This window comes from Streptomyces sp. NPDC012794, assembly GCF_042901085.1.
In the GTDB taxonomy this organism is placed as follows: Bacteria; Actinomycetota; Actinomycetes; order Streptomycetales; family Streptomycetaceae; genus Streptomyces.
The window spans coordinates 365,272-380,113 of record NZ_JBIBCI010000003.1 but is presented as its reverse complement, the minus strand read 5'-3'; the positions used below and the strand labels follow the sequence as shown (position 1 = coordinate 380,113).

Annotated in this window: 13 protein-coding genes; 8 read left to right on the top strand and 5 right to left on the bottom strand. The window is 75.1% G+C overall.

Features of this window, described 5'->3' with window-relative positions; translation table 11 throughout:
* Nucleotides 1-96 precede the first annotated feature (96 nt).
* Entirely contained in the window at nt 97-1,710 is a 1,614-nt protein-coding gene (locus tag ACFY7H_RS07845; RefSeq protein ID WP_388934637.1) for a helix-turn-helix domain-containing protein, read from the bottom strand.
* 119 nt (nt 1,711-1,829) lie between these two features.
* On the opposite strand from ACFY7H_RS07845, the gene ACFY7H_RS07840 reads away from it, so the two are divergent.
* Nucleotides 1,830-3,329 carry a DUF6350 family protein gene (locus ACFY7H_RS07840; RefSeq protein WP_388934634.1) on the top strand — a complete coding sequence of 500 codons (1,500 nt, stop codon included), beginning with the start codon at nt 1,830-1,832 and terminating at the stop codon, nt 3,327-3,329.
* 495 nt (nt 3,330-3,824) lie between these two features.
* Here the strand turns inward: ACFY7H_RS07840 and ACFY7H_RS07835 are convergent, their stop codons facing one another.
* Entirely contained in the window at nt 3,825-4,403 is a 579-nt protein-coding gene (locus ACFY7H_RS07835) for a hypothetical protein (protein WP_388934632.1), read from the bottom strand.
* A gap of 250 nt (nt 4,404-4,653) precedes the next feature.
* Here ACFY7H_RS07835 and purN point away from each other — a divergent pair, with 250 nt between their 5' ends.
* Both purN and purH read left to right on the top strand, forming a co-directional pair.
* Nucleotides 4,654-5,277, top strand: coding sequence for a phosphoribosylglycinamide formyltransferase (gene purN, locus ACFY7H_RS07830; protein WP_388934630.1), 624 nt, complete (start codon nt 4,654-4,656; stop codon nt 5,275-5,277).
* A complete protein-coding gene (gene purH, locus ACFY7H_RS07825; RefSeq protein ID WP_388934627.1) occupies nt 5,274-6,851 on the top strand; it encodes a bifunctional phosphoribosylaminoimidazolecarboxamide formyltransferase/IMP cyclohydrolase in 1,578 nt (525 codons plus the stop codon). Before purN ends, purH begins: the two co-directional genes overlap by 4 nt.
* 110 nt (nt 6,852-6,961) lie before the next feature.
* Here the strand turns inward: purH and ACFY7H_RS07820 are convergent, their stop codons facing one another.
* Complete coding sequence (locus ACFY7H_RS07820; RefSeq protein ID WP_388934624.1) at nt 6,962-7,696, bottom strand: RDD family protein; 735 nt, start codon at nt 7,694-7,696, stop codon at nt 6,962-6,964.
* Nucleotides 7,697-7,950: 254 nt separating this feature from the next.
* On the opposite strand from ACFY7H_RS07820, the gene ACFY7H_RS07815 reads away from it, so the two are divergent.
* The 4 genes from ACFY7H_RS07815 (at nt 7,951) to ACFY7H_RS07800 (ending at nt 11,902) form a co-directional block, all read left to right on the top strand.
* On the top strand, nt 7,951-8,811 hold the full coding sequence (locus tag ACFY7H_RS07815) for a bifunctional methylenetetrahydrofolate dehydrogenase/methenyltetrahydrofolate cyclohydrolase (RefSeq protein WP_388934622.1): 861 nt from the start codon (nt 7,951-7,953) through the stop codon (nt 8,809-8,811).
* Nucleotides 8,801-9,334 (top strand): DUF3017 domain-containing protein, encoded by a 534-nt coding sequence (locus ACFY7H_RS07810; RefSeq protein WP_388934619.1) that lies wholly within the window; start codon nt 8,801-8,803, stop codon nt 9,332-9,334. The genes ACFY7H_RS07815 and ACFY7H_RS07810 overlap by 11 nt, the downstream gene beginning before the upstream one ends.
* Nucleotides 9,335-9,685: 351 nt before the next feature.
* Nucleotides 9,686-10,675, top strand: coding sequence for a malate dehydrogenase (locus tag ACFY7H_RS07805; protein WP_388934617.1), 990 nt, complete (start codon nt 9,686-9,688; stop codon nt 10,673-10,675).
* Nucleotides 10,676-11,146: 471 nt separating this feature from the next.
* Nucleotides 11,147-11,902, top strand: a complete 756-nt coding sequence (locus tag ACFY7H_RS07800) for a hypothetical protein (protein WP_388934614.1) — start codon at nt 11,147-11,149, stop codon at nt 11,900-11,902.
* A gap of 26 nt (nt 11,903-11,928) precedes the next feature.
* Here the strand turns inward: ACFY7H_RS07800 and ACFY7H_RS07795 are convergent, their stop codons facing one another.
* Nucleotides 11,929-12,444 (bottom strand): carboxymuconolactone decarboxylase family protein, encoded by a 516-nt coding sequence (locus ACFY7H_RS07795; RefSeq protein ID WP_388934612.1) that lies wholly within the window; start codon nt 12,442-12,444, stop codon nt 11,929-11,931.
* Between the two features lie 46 nt (nt 12,445-12,490).
* On the opposite strand from ACFY7H_RS07795, the gene ACFY7H_RS07790 reads away from it, so the two are divergent.
* Nucleotides 12,491-13,912, top strand: coding sequence for a PLP-dependent aminotransferase family protein (locus tag ACFY7H_RS07790; protein ID WP_388934609.1), 1,422 nt, complete (start codon nt 12,491-12,493; stop codon nt 13,910-13,912).
* A gap of 20 nt (nt 13,913-13,932) precedes the next feature.
* Here ACFY7H_RS07790 and ACFY7H_RS07785 read toward each other — a convergent pair whose 3' ends face one another.
* Nucleotides 13,933-14,763 (bottom strand): hypothetical protein, encoded by an 831-nt coding sequence (locus ACFY7H_RS07785; protein WP_388934606.1) that lies wholly within the window; start codon nt 14,761-14,763, stop codon nt 13,933-13,935.
* Between the last annotated feature and the right edge of the window lie 79 nt (nt 14,764-14,842).

Sequence of the window (14,842 nt, the reverse complement as noted above, 5' to 3'; positions counted from 1 at the left end):
GGCCCCCCCCCCCCCCCCCCCCCCCCGCCGCGGCGGCCGGGGCGGCCCCCCCGGGGCGCCCCCCCCCCCCCGGCGCCGCCCCCCCACGCCCGTACCTCATTCGGGCTGCGGGGCGAGCCGGTGGGGTCCGGCGGCCGGGTCGGCCCGCAGCTTGTCCTGGAGGGACCGGCCGGTCTCCGTGAGCCGCGGGGGGCCGCTGAGCGGCGGCACCCCCGAGACGCTCGCGCCGGGGGCGATCGGCGGCTCGTAGTGGTCCGGGGCGGTGACGGTGGTGTATCCCGTCGACGCGGCGATCACGGCGGTCAGGACGAGCGCGGCCCGCGCCAGCCGCCGGGCCCGGTGCTCGCTGACGGTCCGGACGGTGGCCGCCGGGCGCGGCTCCAGGGACACGGCGGGCCGCACCGCGCCGAGCCGTTCGCGCAGCAGGGCCGACCGCTGCTCGGGCGTCAGACCGGCCAGCCCGGGGATCCGGCGGACGAGTTCGGCGTGCGCGCGCAGCAGGCGGTGCCCGGCGGCCGGGGTGCTGGCCTCGGTCTCCGCGGCGGTGTCGGGCAGGTCGAGGCCGACACCGTCGTAGAGCAGCACGGTCCGGCGGTGTACGGGCGGCAGGGCGAGGAGGGCGTCCAGCAGGATCCGGTCGGCGGGGTCGGCCGGGAGCCGGTCGGGGTGGCGGTGGGCCCGGCGGAACCGGTGCCAGGGGGAGAGGGCGTATTCGTACGCGGCCGAGCGGACCCATCCCACGGGGTCGGGGTCGGTGGCCACCTCGGGCCAGCGCCCCCAGGCCTGCCGGAACGCCACCTCGACGGAGTGCAGGGCGAGGGCGCGGCGGCCGGTGAGCAGGTAGGCCTGGCGGACGAGCGCGGCGGCGGCGTGGTCGTAGAGGGCGTCGAAGGCCTCGACCGGATCTTCGGGGGGTTTCGGCCGGGGGCCGTAGGGCCGGGCCGCGCGGGTGGCGGCCGCCGGGGTGGCCGGGAGCCCCTGCGGGGTGCCGGGTTCCGCTCCGGTGTGGGCGGGGCCGCCCTGGTGAAACGGTTCCCCGGGGGCGGGTGCCACCGCGGCCGGGGCGGTGGGGCCCGCGGAGGCGGGGGCGGCCTCGGTGGCGGTGGGTGCCGGGGCGGGGGCAGCCGGGAGGGCCGGCTCCGTCGGGACCGGACGGGCAGGGTGCGCCTGCTGGGCCGGGTGTGTTTCCTGCGGCGTGTGGGTCGCCTGGGCTGTTTGGGCCGTGTGCGTTGTCCGGGCCTCCCCGGGCGCCTGAGCTGCCGCCTGGGTTACCTGAGTCGGCTGGGCTCCCTGGCCCGTCTGAGCTGCCTGAGCCTCCCCGGCTCCCTGGCCCGCCGGAGCTGCCTGAGCAGCCTGGGCCTCCCGGGTCGCCTGGGTCTCCCGGGCCGTCTGGGGCGGCCTGGCCGGCGGCTGTGTGGCGTGTTTCCCGACGTTTCGGGGCCGCCGGGTGGGCAGGCCCGCCGCCACCGGCCGGACCGGGGCGGCCCCGGTGGCGGCGAGCCGGTCCAGGAGCGCCGCGTACGCCTCGCGCGTGCGCCCGCGAGGCTCGGTGCGGCCGCACTCCCAGGAGCGGACGGTGGCCGCGGTGACACCGGCCCGGGCCGCGACCTCCTCGTACGTCAGCCCGCCCGACTCTCGCAGCCACCGGCGCTCCTTGGGGGACGGGAGGCCCAGCTCCGAGCCGGAGGACGTTTCGACGTCTTGTGTCATGCCACTCTCCCCGCGACACGGCTGCTCTGGGCGAAAAAGTACATAAACGTATATTGAGCGACACAACGGTCAATCGGTTGTTACCCGGACATAGCGCGTGTCGAGGGCACCATGGCGGGGTGACCCAAGTGACCGAACGCGGGACCCCGTTGCCGACGGCCCCGCGGGCCGCCACCGCGCGGCGACGCTCACCGGCGGCCGCCGCCTGCGTGCTGGGCGGTGCCGTGGCCGCCGGACTGGGGCTCGGCTTCCTCGCCGTGCTCGTGATCGTGCTGTGGATCAGCTCCCCCTACCCCGACAGCGGCCCCGGCGGCGCACTCCACCTCGCCGCCGGGCTGTGGCTGATGGCCCACGGCACGGAACTCGTCCGCTACGAAACCCTCTCCGGGGCCCCGGCGCCCGTCGGCCTGGTCCCGCTGCTGCTCGTGGCGCTGCCCGTGCTGCTCATGCGGCGCGCGGCCCGGCTCGGCAGCGCCTCGGGGGACGCCGCCGGGGCGGAGGGGGACGAGGTGCTGCCGGCCAGCGCCGTCTTCTCCGCCGTCACCTGCGGTTACCTGACCGTCGGTGCGCTCGCCACGGTGTACGCGGCCGGCGGGCCGATGCCGGCGGACCCGCTCAGCGCCGCCTGGCACGTGCCGCTGGTGGCCGTGCTCGCCGCCGCCGGCGGGGTGTGGGCGGCCAAGGGCAAACCGCTGGGGCCCTTGCCGCAGTGGGTTCCGGGGAGCGTACGCCGGGCCGTCGCGCGCCCCCGGTACGCGCTGGCCCTGCGCTCCGGTGGGGCGGGGGTGCTCGTCCTGCTGGGCGGCGGGGCCCTGCTCGTCGGGGCCTCCCTGATGTGGCACGGGACGGAGGCGCGGAGCTCCTTCCTGGCGCTGACCGGAGTCTGGTCGGGGCGGTTCGCGGTGCTGCTGCTCGCGCTGGCGCTGCTGCCGAACGCGATGGTGTGGGGCGCGGCGTACGGGCTCGGGCCCGGGTTCGCGCTCGGCGCGGGGGCGGTGGCGACCCCGTTCGGGCTGGAGGGGGCGCCCTCGCTGCCGAGGTTCCCGCTGCTGGCCGCGCTGCCGTCGCCGGGGCCCGGGACGCCCGTCACCTGGGCGGCGCTGGCGGTGCCGGTGGCGGCGGGGCTGGCGGTGGGGTGGTTCGCGGTGCGGCGGGCGCGGGAGGTCTCGTACGGGGAGACCGCGCTGACGGCGGCACTGGGCTCGGTGGTGTGCGGCCTGGCGACGGCCGGCCTGGCGGCGGCTTCGGCGGGGCCGCTGGGGTCGCGGGCGCTGGCGGGCGTGGGGCCGGTGTGGTGGGCGGCGGGGGGCGCGGCGGCGGGGTGGACGCTGGTGCTGTCCGTGCCGTTGGCGGTGGGGGTGCAGGCGTGGCGGACGCGGCCGGTGCGTTGTGCGGAGGGTGGGGGGACGGGCAGGGACGCGTGGCACGACTCGGGGGTGCGGGAGCTTCGGTGGGAGGCGTTGCGGAGGGCGGCGGAGCCGTTGGTGGCGCCGATGGCTCCGCCGGTGGATCCGGTGGCTCCGGCGGTGGCCGCACCGGTGCCGGCTCCTGCGGAACCGTTGCTGCCGACGGCGGTGGTGGGGGCGCGGGTGCTGGCGCGGCGGCGTCCCGCGGGCTGAGCCCGGGCGGGGCCGGGGTGCCGCTGCGCGGAGCGGTCCCCTACCCGCCCTTCGCCCGTTCCCCGGGGCGCCGCCCCGGACCCCGCGCCTCAAACGCCGGCGGGGCTGGAGGGTCCCCGAGCGCCTGGGGCCTGTCGGCGGGGCTGGGTTGGGGTGGGCCGGGTCCTTCGGCCGCGGGTCGTGTGCCAGGGGCTCCGCCCCCGGCCCCCGCGCCTCAAACGCCGGCGGGGCTGGAGTTGCCCCAGCGTCGGCGGGCGGAGCCGCCCAGCTGCCGGCTGGGGCTGGGACCGGTAAGCGCCCGGTGGGGCTGGTGGCCAGGCGCCCGGGGGGCTGGAGATGCTTCACGCGCCTTCGAGGTGCCTCGCGGCGCCCGGCGGGCTGGAGGTGCCCAACGCCGGCGGGGCTGGAGGGTGCCCGAGCACCGGCGGGCGGGCGCCGCTCAGCTGCCGGGCTGGGGCTGGAGGTGCACCGAGAGGCGGCGAGGGCGCTTCGGGGTCAGCGTTGGACCTTGAGGATCTTGCCGATGGCGTTGTCCGGGAGGAGGGTGTTGCATTCCAGTTCCGCCGTGCGGGTCAAGGCGTCGTCGCGGCAGACGTAGAAGTCCTTGTACGCCAGCTGCAGCCCGTACGAGGTGGCCGCCAGCAGCAGCGCCAGCGACGCCGTGACCAGGCCGCTCACCGCCGCCGCGCGCTGCGGGCGGGCGGCCGGGCCCAGTGCGGCCAGGCCGCCGGGGTCCGCTTCGGTCGCGGGGCGGCCGCGCAGGGCGCTGATGCCCCAGTACATGGCCAGCGCGCCCAGCAGCAGGCCGACCGACGGGATCCCGAAGATCCCGAAGAAGAACCCCCACATGCCCGACAGCAGCGCGTACCGCGCGCGCCGCTGGACCGGGTCGGTCGGGTCCCACCGGGCCGGGCCCCCGGGGGCGGGGTCCGTGGGGCCGCCGCCCGGACCGCCGCCGCCGTCCTGCGGCCGCTGCGGCTGCCGGGGCTGCCACGGCTGGTCGGGCCGGCCCTCCGGGGGCGCCGCGAAGGGGTTGTCTTCGGTCGAGGGGTCGGGCTGACGGCGGTCCGGCATCGAGTGCGTAACTTCCCCTGTGTCGTGGACGGCGCGCGCCCCGCGTGCGGTGGGCGCGTACCGCGTCGTTCGCGGCTTGTACACCAGACGCTACCGCCCGCCCGTCCCCCCGTCCCTCGGGGGCGGTCCGGTGTGCCGGTATCGTTGCAGGCGGTCGGTGGCTTCGTATGGTCCCCCGTATATCGGTACCCCGAAGTTTCGTATGACCACACAAGACGAACGACGCAAATCCTGTGAGAAAGGGCCTCCCATGGCCGCCTCCCGCCTGGTCGTGCTGGTTTCCGGCTCCGGCACCAACCTCCAGGCCCTGCTCGACGCCATCGACGCCCACCCCGGCGGAGCCGAGGGGTTCGGGGCCGAGGTCGTCGCCGTAGGGGCCGACCGCGAGAACATCGCGGGCCTCGAACGGGCGGAGAAGGCGGGGATCCCCACCTTCGTGTGTCCGGTGAAGGCCTACGGGAGCCGTGAGGAGTGGGACGCCGCCCTCACCGCGGCGACCGACGCCCACGCGCCGGACCTCGTCGTCTCCGCCGGGTTCATGAAGATCGTCGGGAAGAGCTTCATCGACCGCTTCGGCGGACGGTTCATCAACACCCACCCCGCCCTCCTCCCGGCCTTCCCCGGCGCGCACGGGGTGCGCGACGCCCTCGCGTACGGGGCGAAGGTCACCGGCTGCACGGTCCACTTCGTGGACAGCGGCGTGGACACCGGTCCGATCATCGCCCAGGGTGTCGTCGAGATCCGGGACGGGGAGGACGAAGCCGCGCTCCATGAGCGCATCAAGGAAGTCGAGCGCCAGCTGCTCGTCGACGTCGTGGGGCGCCTGGCCCGGCACGGCTACCGCATTGAGGGACGAAAGGTAACAATCCAGTGACCGCCAACGAAACGACGACGACTCAGCGGCCGATCCGCCGCGCGCTCGTGAGTGTCTACGACAAGACGGGACTGGAAGAGCTGGCCCGCGGCCTCCACGAGGCGGGCGTCGCGCTCGTCTCCACGGGCTCCACCGCGTCGCGGATCGCCGAGGCCGGGGTGCCCGTCACCAAGGTCGAGGAGCTCACCGGCTTCCCCGAGTGCCTCGACGGCCGCGTCAAGACCCTCCACCCCCGCGTGCACGCCGGGATCCTCGCCGACCTGCGCCTGGAGGACCACCGGAACCAGCTCGACGAGCTAGGCGTGGAGCCCTTCGACCTGGTGATCGTCAACCTGTACCCGTTCCGGGAGACCGTCGCCTCCGGCGCCACCCCCGACGAGTGCGTCGAGCAGATCGACATCGGCGGCCCCTCGATGGTCCGCGCCGCCGCCAAGAACCACCCCTCGGTCGCGGTCGTCACCAGCCCCGCCCGCTACGCCGACGTCCTCGCGGCCGCCCAGGGCGGCGGCTTCGACCTGACCGCCCGCAAGCGGCTCGCGGCCGAGGCCTTCCAGCACACCGCGGCCTACGACGTGGCCGTCGCCTCCTGGTTCACCAACGCGTACGCCCCGCAGGGCGGGGAGGGCGACCTGCCCGAGTTCCTGGCCGGCGCCTGGGAGCGCAAGGCGACCCTGCGCTACGGCGAGAACCCGCACCAGGCCGCCGCGCTCTACACGGACGGCCGGCCGGGCGGGCTCGCCAACGCCGAGCAGCTGCACGGCAAGGAGATGTCCTTCAACAACTACGTGGACACCGAGGCCGCCCGCCGGGCCGCCTACGACCACGAAAAGCCCTGCGTCGCGATCATCAAGCACGCCAACCCGTGCGGCATCGCCGTGGGCCAGGACGTGGCCGCCGCGCACCGCAAGGCGCACGCCTGCGACCCGCTGTCGGCCTTCGGCGGCGTCATCGCCGTCAACCGCCCGGTGACCGTCGAGCTCGCCGAGCAGGTCGCGGAGATCTTCACCGAGGTCATCGCCGCCCCCGGCTACGAGGACGGCGCGCTGGAGGTCCTGGCCAAGAAGAAGAACATCCGCGTCCTGAAGGTGGACGGCACCCCGCACCAGCCGGGCGACCTCAAGCCGATCTCGGGCGGCACGCTGCTCCAGCAGTCGGACGTCTTCCAGGCCGAGGGCGACGACCCGGCCAACTGGACCCTCGCCACCGGCGACGCGCTGTCCGCGGACGAGCTGGCCGAGCTCGCCTTCGCGTGGAAGGCCTGCCGCGCCGTCAAGTCCAACGCGATCCTGCTCGCCAAGGACGGCGCCTCGGTCGGCGTCGGCATGGGCCAGGTCAACCGCGTCGACTCGGCGAAGCTCGCCGTCGAGCGGGCGGGCGCGGAGCGCGCGCAGGGTTCGTACGCGGCCTCGGACGCGTTCTTCCCCTTCCCGGACGGGCTGGAGATCCTGACCGCGGCCGGCATCAAGGCCGTGGTGCAGCCGGGCGGTTCGGTCCGCGACGAGCAGGTCGTAGAGGTGGCGAAGAAGGCGGGCGTGACGATGTACTTCACCGGCACCCGCCACTTCTTCCACTGAGGCGCGGACAGGCACGGACAGGCACGGACACGGCGAAGGCCGCCACCCGCACCAGCGGGTGGCGGCCTTCGCCGTGTGAGCACGTGTGAGCGGTGACAGCGGTGCTGCGGTTACTTCGTCTTGACGACGATGGTGCCGGCCGCGCGGTCGTGCCAGCCCTGGAGCTTGCCCGAGTTGTCGAAGAACGGGGACAGGTAGACCAGGATCTGGCCGATGCCGCAGAGGAAGCTGCCGACCATCGGGATGATCCAGCGGATGAAGCCGCCGCCGAGGCCGGGGGCCTGGCCGGTGTTCTCCTTGACGACCTTCAGGCTCAGGGCCATCTTGCCGAGCGTCGCGCCGACGAAGGAGATCATCAGCCACTCGTAGAGCAGGGTGGCGATACCGATGAGGGCGAGGGTGCCGAACAGAGCGGCGATCATGCCGCCGGCCGCCTCCGCCTGGTCGTTGACGCACTGCTGGTACGCGGCCGACGCGTAGTCCGTACCGCAGTCCTCGACCGACTCCGCGAGGCCCAGCGCCCCGGCGAGACCGATGGCCATGAGGATCCAGACGAGGACCGAGATGGCCAGGCCGTCGATCAGGCGGGCGCCGAAGCGGCGGCCCATCGTCGCGACCTGGACGGTGCCGAGGCCCGCCACGTTGATGTAGCCGTTGTTGGCCTGGAGGGTGCCCGGCGCCTGCGGCGGGACACCGTACGGCTGCTGGCCCTGCTGCGGGTAGCCGTAACCGGGCTGGCCCTGCTGCGGGACGCCCTGCGGGGCCTGCTGCGGGTAGCCGTAGCCGGGCTGGCCCTGCGGCGGCTGCTGCTGCCCGTAAGGGTTGTTCGGGTCGCCGAAGCTCATCTGGGTCTTTCCTCCGTGAAGTGCGGGGACGCACGGCACACCTGGAGGACACTTGCTTCTGCGGTACGCCCCCCCGGCACTGCCCGCGGCACTCTTTCCGATCGTCTTGCTGCCCGTCATCGTGGTGGGCCCGCACCGGGCTTGTCCAGTTGGTTGCCGGAGCGGGTCAGACTTGTTGTGCAAGTGCAATCAAGAGCGCGATCCGGCCGCCTCCCGATTGGAAGCCGGGCCGCCCCATCCGGGAGGATGCCCCCATGACCGCCCAGATTCTCGATGGCAAGGCCACCGCGGCCGCGATCAAATCCGAACTGAAGGCCCGCGTGGAGCAGCTGAAGGCCCGGGGCGTCACCCCCGGCCTGGGCACCCTCCTGGTCGGCGACGACCCGGGCAGCCGCTGGTACGTCAACGGCAAGCACAAGGACTGCGCCGAGGTCGGCATCGCCTCCATTCAGCGCGAACTGCCCGCGACGGCCTCCCAGGAGGACATCGAGGCGGTCGTGCGGGAGCTGAACGCAGACCCGGCCTGCACGGGCTACATCGTCCAACTGCCGCTCCCCAAGGGAATCGACACCAACCGCGTCCTGGAGCTGATGGATCCGGCGAAGGACGCCGACGGGCTGCACCCGACGTCGCTGGGCCGGCTGGTGCTGGGCGTACAGGGCCCGCTGCCCTGCACTCCGTACGGGATCGTCGAGCTGCTGCGCCACCACGGCGTCGAGATCAACGGCGCGCACGTCGTCGTGCTCGGCCGGGGCATCACCGTCGGCCGCTCCATCGGGCTGCTGCTCACCCGCAAGTCCGAGAACGCCACCGTGACGCTGTGCCACACCGGTACGCGCGACCTAGCGGGGCTGCTGCGCCAGGCGGACATCATCGTCGCGGCGGCGGGCGTCCCGCACCTGGTGAAGCCGGAGGACGTGAAGCCGGGCGCGGCCGTGCTCGACGTCGGCGTGAGCCGCGACGAGAGCGGGAAGATCGTCGGGGACGTCCACCCGGGCGTCGCCGAGGTGGCGGGCTGGCTCTCCCCGAACCCGGGCGGTGTCGGCCCGATGACCCGGGCGCAGCTGCTGGTGAACGTCGTCGAGGCGGCGGAGCGGACCACCAGTGCGGGCTGAGCACGAGGTGAGCGGTACGGGCGGGGCCTCCGCCCCGGAGCCCCGCCGGGAGGACGGCTGCGCGAAGGGCGGCCCGGAGCCCCGCCCGGAGGACGGTCCGAAGGGCGGTGCGGAGCGCGGTCCCGCCGCGGCCGCCGCGCGGTCGCGGCGCTTCCCCACCGTCACCCAGGACACGGCCCGCCCCGAGGGCGGCGGCCGCGCCATCCCCGGAGCGGTGTCCGCGCCCGCCCGCCAGTGGCCGATGCTCAGCGTCCTCGCCGCCACCGCGGTGGGGCTGCTGACCACGGCGGTGGGACAGCCGCGGATCGGCTGCCTGGTGATCGGCGTCGCGCTGATCGCCGCGGCGGTGATGCGGCGCGTCCTGCCCTCGGTGGGCATGCTCGCGGTGCGCTCCCGGTTCACCGACATGATCACGTACGGGGTGCTGGGCGTGGCCATCACCCTGCTCGCGCTGGTCATGGAGCCGAAGCCCTGGCTGGAGATCCCGTTCCTGGAGAGTGCGGTCCGCTTCACGGTCCGCTAGGTGCTGCCGGGGTCCGGCGGGCGTCCCGTCGGGCCCCGTCGGCTCCACCACCGCTGTCGGCCGCTCGCGTCGGATACGTCGAAGGGCGCCGGACGGACGAGATCTTCCCGTGTAAGGGCGGGGAGCAAGGGCATACGCCCGTCCGGACCTTCGAAACCTCCCGATCCGGGGCCCGTGTGCCGCGGACCACAGGGACCGGGGGGTTGGGGGCCCCGCGGGTCGGATAGCCTGACCGCGGATGTCTCTTCACGTCAAGATTCACAGGACAGGGAAGCGGCGTCCTTCCCCCTACAAGGGGTCCAGCACATGGGGCGGGGACGCCCCACCGCCAGCTGTCTAACGGAGAAGGCCATGACCCGCACTCCCGTGAATGTCACTGTCACCGGCGCCGCCGGCCAGATCGGCTACGCGCTGCTCTTCCGCATCGCGTCCGGCCACCTGCTCGGCGCGGACGTGCCGGTCAAGCTCCGCCTCCTGGAGATCCCCCAGGGCATGAAGGCCGCCGAGGGCACCGCCATGGAGCTCGACGACTGCGCCTTCCCGCTGCTCAAGGGCATCGACATCTTCGACGACCCGAACCAGGGCTTCGACGGCGCCAACGTCGCGCTGCTCGTCGGCGCCCGCCCGCGCACCAAGGGCATGGAGCGCGGTGACCTGCTCGCCGCCAACGGCGGCATCTTCAAGCCGCAGGGCGCCGCGATCAACGCGCACGCCGCGGACGACATCAAGGTCCTGGTCGTGGGCAACCCGGCCAACACCAACGCGCTCATCGCGCAGGCCGCCGCTCCGGACGTACCGGCCGAGCGCTTCACCGCGATGACCCGCCTGGACCACAACCGCGCGATCACGCAGCTGGCCCAGAAGACCGGCTCCGACGTCACCGACATCAAGCGTCTGACGATCTGGGGCAACCACTCGGCCACCCAGTACCCGGACATCTTCCACGCGGAGATCGCCGGCAAGAACGCCGCCGAGGTCGTGGCCGACGAGGCATGGCTCGCCGACACCTTCATCCCGACCGTCGCCAAGCGCGGCGCCGCGATCATCGAGGCCCGTGGCGCCTCCTCGGCGGCCTCGGCCGCCAACGCCGCCATCGACCACGTGCACACCTGGGTCAACGGCACCGCCGCGGGCGACTGGACCTCGATGGGCATCCCGTCGGACGGCTCCTACGGCGTGCCGGAGGGCATCATCTCCTCCTTCCCCGTCACCTGCGCCGACGGCAAGTACGAGATCGTCCAGGGCCTGGACATCAACGAGTTCTCCCGTGCGCGCATCGACGCGTCCGTGGCGGAGCTCGTCGAGGAGCGCGACGCGGTGCGCAAGCTCAACCTGATCTGATCGCCCTGACGGCGCTGGCCCCTCGGGTTCACCCGATCGAGTGATCGTCGCGAACGCCCTCGCGCCCCGGCCAAACCAGGCCGGGGCGCTTTGGCGTGAAAGCGCCTGTCTATCCGTGTAGGTGGTAACTAAGGTCGCCCGGTGACCGACCACCTGATTCCCCCTCAGTCCGGCGGCGAGCGGTGGGCCCCGCTGGTGGAGACGCTGGGCGCGGCCACCGCGCTGGGCGGGCTGCCGGCCTCGCTGGGAGGCTGACCGGTGTCCTCGTCCGACGGCGCCCGGTGGGATCCGCAGTCGCAGCGGTGGGAGTGGGGCCCCGCCCCGGCTCCCGCCCCGGACTCCGGCCGGGCCCCCGCCCCGGATCCGGACCCGGGCCCGGCGCCGGATCCCGGCCCTGCTCCGGCTTCCGCTCCCGTTCCGCCACGCCCCGTACCGCCGGACACGCCGACCCCGCTGCCCCCGTTGCCGCCGATGCCCCCGCCCACCGCGCCGGGGTACCACGAGCCGTGGCCCCCGGTGCCGGCCGCGCCCGTGCCCCCGCCGCCCCCGCCGGGCGGCGCGCGGCAGTGGCGTACCCCGGTGCTGGTCGGGCTGGCGGCGGCGGTCGTGGGCGGCGCCGCGGTGGCGGCGTGGCTGGCGCTCGGCGACAAGGACGGCCCCGAGGCCTCGGCGCGGCCGCCGGCCTCCCTGTCGGCGCCGCCGACGGCCACCGGGTCCGGGAGTGAGCCCGCGAGCCCGTCTCCGGCCCCGAGCGGACCCCCGGCCACCGGCCCCTCCCCGGGCGGCAGCGCCGGTTACACCGCGGTGCGCGACGAGAACGGCTTCTCGGTGGCCGTCCCCACCGGCTGGGAGCCCAGCACGGACGAGACGGGCAGCGGGTCCTTCTACCGCCGGCCCGGCGACCGCAGCGCCCTGCTCCAGATCTTCCGGGTCACGGAGAGCGGTGCCATCGGCTCCTGCGAACTGCTGCGCACCTCCTCCGACCAGCTGCGCGACGCGACGTCCGGCTACCGGCAGGTGTCCGTCGAACCGACGGCCGGGGCCGGCTGCGAACTGGTCTACGAGTACGACAGCGTGGAGTCGAACGGCCGCCGCCGGGGCGTGGAGCGGATCGTCACCGCCCCCGACGGCCGGCGGTGGGCCCTGCTGGCGGCCGGCCCGGCCGCCGACAGCGCGACGACGCGCGCGCACCTGACGGCGGCCCTGGAGTCGTTCCGGACCGACTGACCGGACCTTCCCGGCGGGAGGGCCGGTCAGGCCTTCTTCGCCGCCGGGGTGTAGTGCCCCGGGGTCATGCGGGTGGTGACGCCGATCCGGTTCCAGACGTTGATCGTCGCGATGACGGCGATCAGCTGGGCCAGTTCGGCCTCCTCGAAGTGCTTCTCCGCCCGCGCGTACACCTCGTCCGGTACGAAGCCGTCCGTCAGGACGGTGACGGCCTCGGTCAGTTCGATCGCGGCCAGCTCCTTCTCGGTGTAGAAGTGCCGCGACTCCTCCCAGGCGCCGAGCAGCAGGACGCGCTCGATGCTCTCTCCGGCGGCGAGCGCGTCCTTGGCGTGCATGTCCAGGCAGAAGGCACAGTGGTTGATCTGCGAGGCGCGGATCTTGACGAGTTCGACGAGGCTCGGGTCGAGGCCCTTCTTCGCCGCGATCTCCAGGCCGATGACGGCCTTGTAGACCTCGGGGGCGGCCTTGGCGAACTGCATGCGGGGGGCGTGCTCGGCGGCGAGCTCGGGGCTGCGGTCGTGGTTGCTTTCCTGGTTGCTCATGGCTCAACCGTACGGAAGAGGCGGCCCGCCTATATGGTCCATGTTCATGACGGGATCATGGGCCACTTTCGGTGCCGACCTGCACCTGGACCTCGCCGCGGCGGCGGGTGGCCGGGGCCTGCGGGCCGCGCTCACGGAGGCGCTGCGGGAGGCCGCGCGCAGCGGGCGGCTCGCGCCCGGGACACGGCTGCCGTCGTCCCGTTCCTTCGCCGCCGACCTGGGGATCGCCCGCAACACCGTCGCCGAGGCGTACGCGGAACTCGTCGCCGAGGGCTGGCTGACCGCCCGCCAGGGTTCGGGCACCCGCGTCGCCGAGCGGGCCAGGGTCCGCAGGGCCGCCGGCTCCCCGCAGGTACGCCGCCCCGCGCGCCGGGGGCCCGCGTACAGCCTGGTCGCCGGCTCCCCGGACCTGAGCGGCTTCCCCCGCGCCGCGTGGCTGGCGGCGGCCCGGCGGGCCCTGACCGGCGCCCCGAACGAGGCCTTCGGGTACGCCTCCGACGCGCGCGGCCGGGTGGAGCTGCGGGAAGCGCTCGCCGGGTACCTGGCGCGGGCGCGCGGGGTGTACGCGGACCCGGACCGGATCGTGCTGTGCGCCGGCTTCGCGCACGCCCTGACGCTACTCGGCCGGGTACTGAGGGGGCGTCGGGTGCGGGAGGTGGCCGTGGAGGGATACGGCCTCGACGTGCACCGGGAGCTGCTGGCCGGGGCCGGGCTGGTGACCCGGCCGCTGTGGGTGGACGAGGCCGGCGCCCGCACCCCGGACCTGACCGGACTCGGCCCCCGCACGGGCGCGGTGCTGCTGACCCCGGCGCACCAGTTCCCGACGGGCGCGGCCCTCACCCCCGGGCGCCGGGCGGCGGCCGTGGACTGGGCGCGGACCACGGGCGGGGTGATCCTGGAGGACGACTACGACGGGGAGTTCCGCTACGACCGCCAGCCCGTCGGCGCGCTCCAGGGCCTGGACCCGGACCGGGTGGTGTACCTGGGCACCGCGAGCAAGTCCCTGGCCCCCGCGCTGCGGATGGGGTGGATGGTGGTCCCGCCGGACCTGCTCGAGGAGGTGCTGGCGGCGAAGGGCCCGGTCGACTGGACGTCCAGCGCCCTGGACCAGCTGACCCTGGCGGAGTTCCTCACCTCCGGGGCGTACGACCGCCACGTGCGCGGCATGCGCCTGCGCTACCGGCGCCGCCGGGACGAGCTGGTGGCCGCGGTGGCGGGCAGGGTGCCCGTCTCGGGCATCGCGGCCGGGCTGCACGCGGTGCTGGACCTCCCGCCGGGCACGGAGCGGTCCGTCGTCCAGGCCGCCGCCTGGCAGGACCTGGCCCTGGAGGGCCTGGCGCGGTTCCGCCACCCGGACTCGGCGATGCCGCCGCGCGAGGCCCTGATCGTCGGCTACGGCACCCCCTCCACCAGCGCCTGGCCCCCCGCCCTGAGGGCCCTGTCGGCCGCCCTGCCCCCGCCCGCCTGAGCCCGCGCCCCGCCGCGCGCCTACGGTTCCGGCTCCGGTCCGGGTTCGCCGAAGCGCGACAGGACCAGGGATCCGGCCACCGCCACCGCGAAGCCGGCCACCGCGAGCCAGGTCAGCCCCTCGCGCGTGCGGTCCCCGAGCCACGCCACGCCCACGGCCGCCGGGCCGACCGTCTCGCCCAGCACCAGGCCCGCCGTCGCCGCCGTCACCGAGCCGCGCTGCAGGGCGGAGGTGAGCAGCAGGAACGCGGCCGCCCCGCCCAGCAGCAGCGCGTACGGCGCGGGGTCGCGCAGCGCCCGCGGTGAGACGGAGCCGATGAGCCGGACCGCCACCTCCACCACCCCGAAGCCCGTCCCCGCGGCCAGCCCCAGCACCAGCGCGCGCGGCCCGTCCGGCAGCCGCCCCGCCGCCGTGCCGACCGCGGGCACCAGCACCGCCACGCCCAGCAGGCCCAGCTCCAGCGCCAGGGTCCCGCTGCCGGAGCCCTCCTCGCCCGAGGCCAGCCCGAGCATCAGCAGCCCCGCGCACACCACCCCCACCGCGCCCCGTTCCAGCCGCGACAGCCGCACCCGCAGCAGCCGGGCCGCGACCACGGCGGTCACCGCCAGGCTGGCGGCCAGCGCGGCCCCCACCGCGTAGATCGGCACGTGCCGCAGGGCGACGATCTGGAGCGCGAAGCCGAGCGCGTCCAGTGCGAGCCCCGCCACGTACCGCCACTGCCGCACCGCCCGCAGGAACAGTGCCGCGTCCACGCCGGCGGCCGCACCCGGCCGGGCCGCCGCCCGGGCCGCGACCGCCTGGAGTACGGACGCCGTGCCGAAACAGACCGCCGCACCCAGTGTGCAAACCATCCCAAGCAGCACGAACCGACTCTAGGTCACCATCGTGACAAGGGTGTGACGGCGGCCGGATTCCATACCCCCGCGCCAC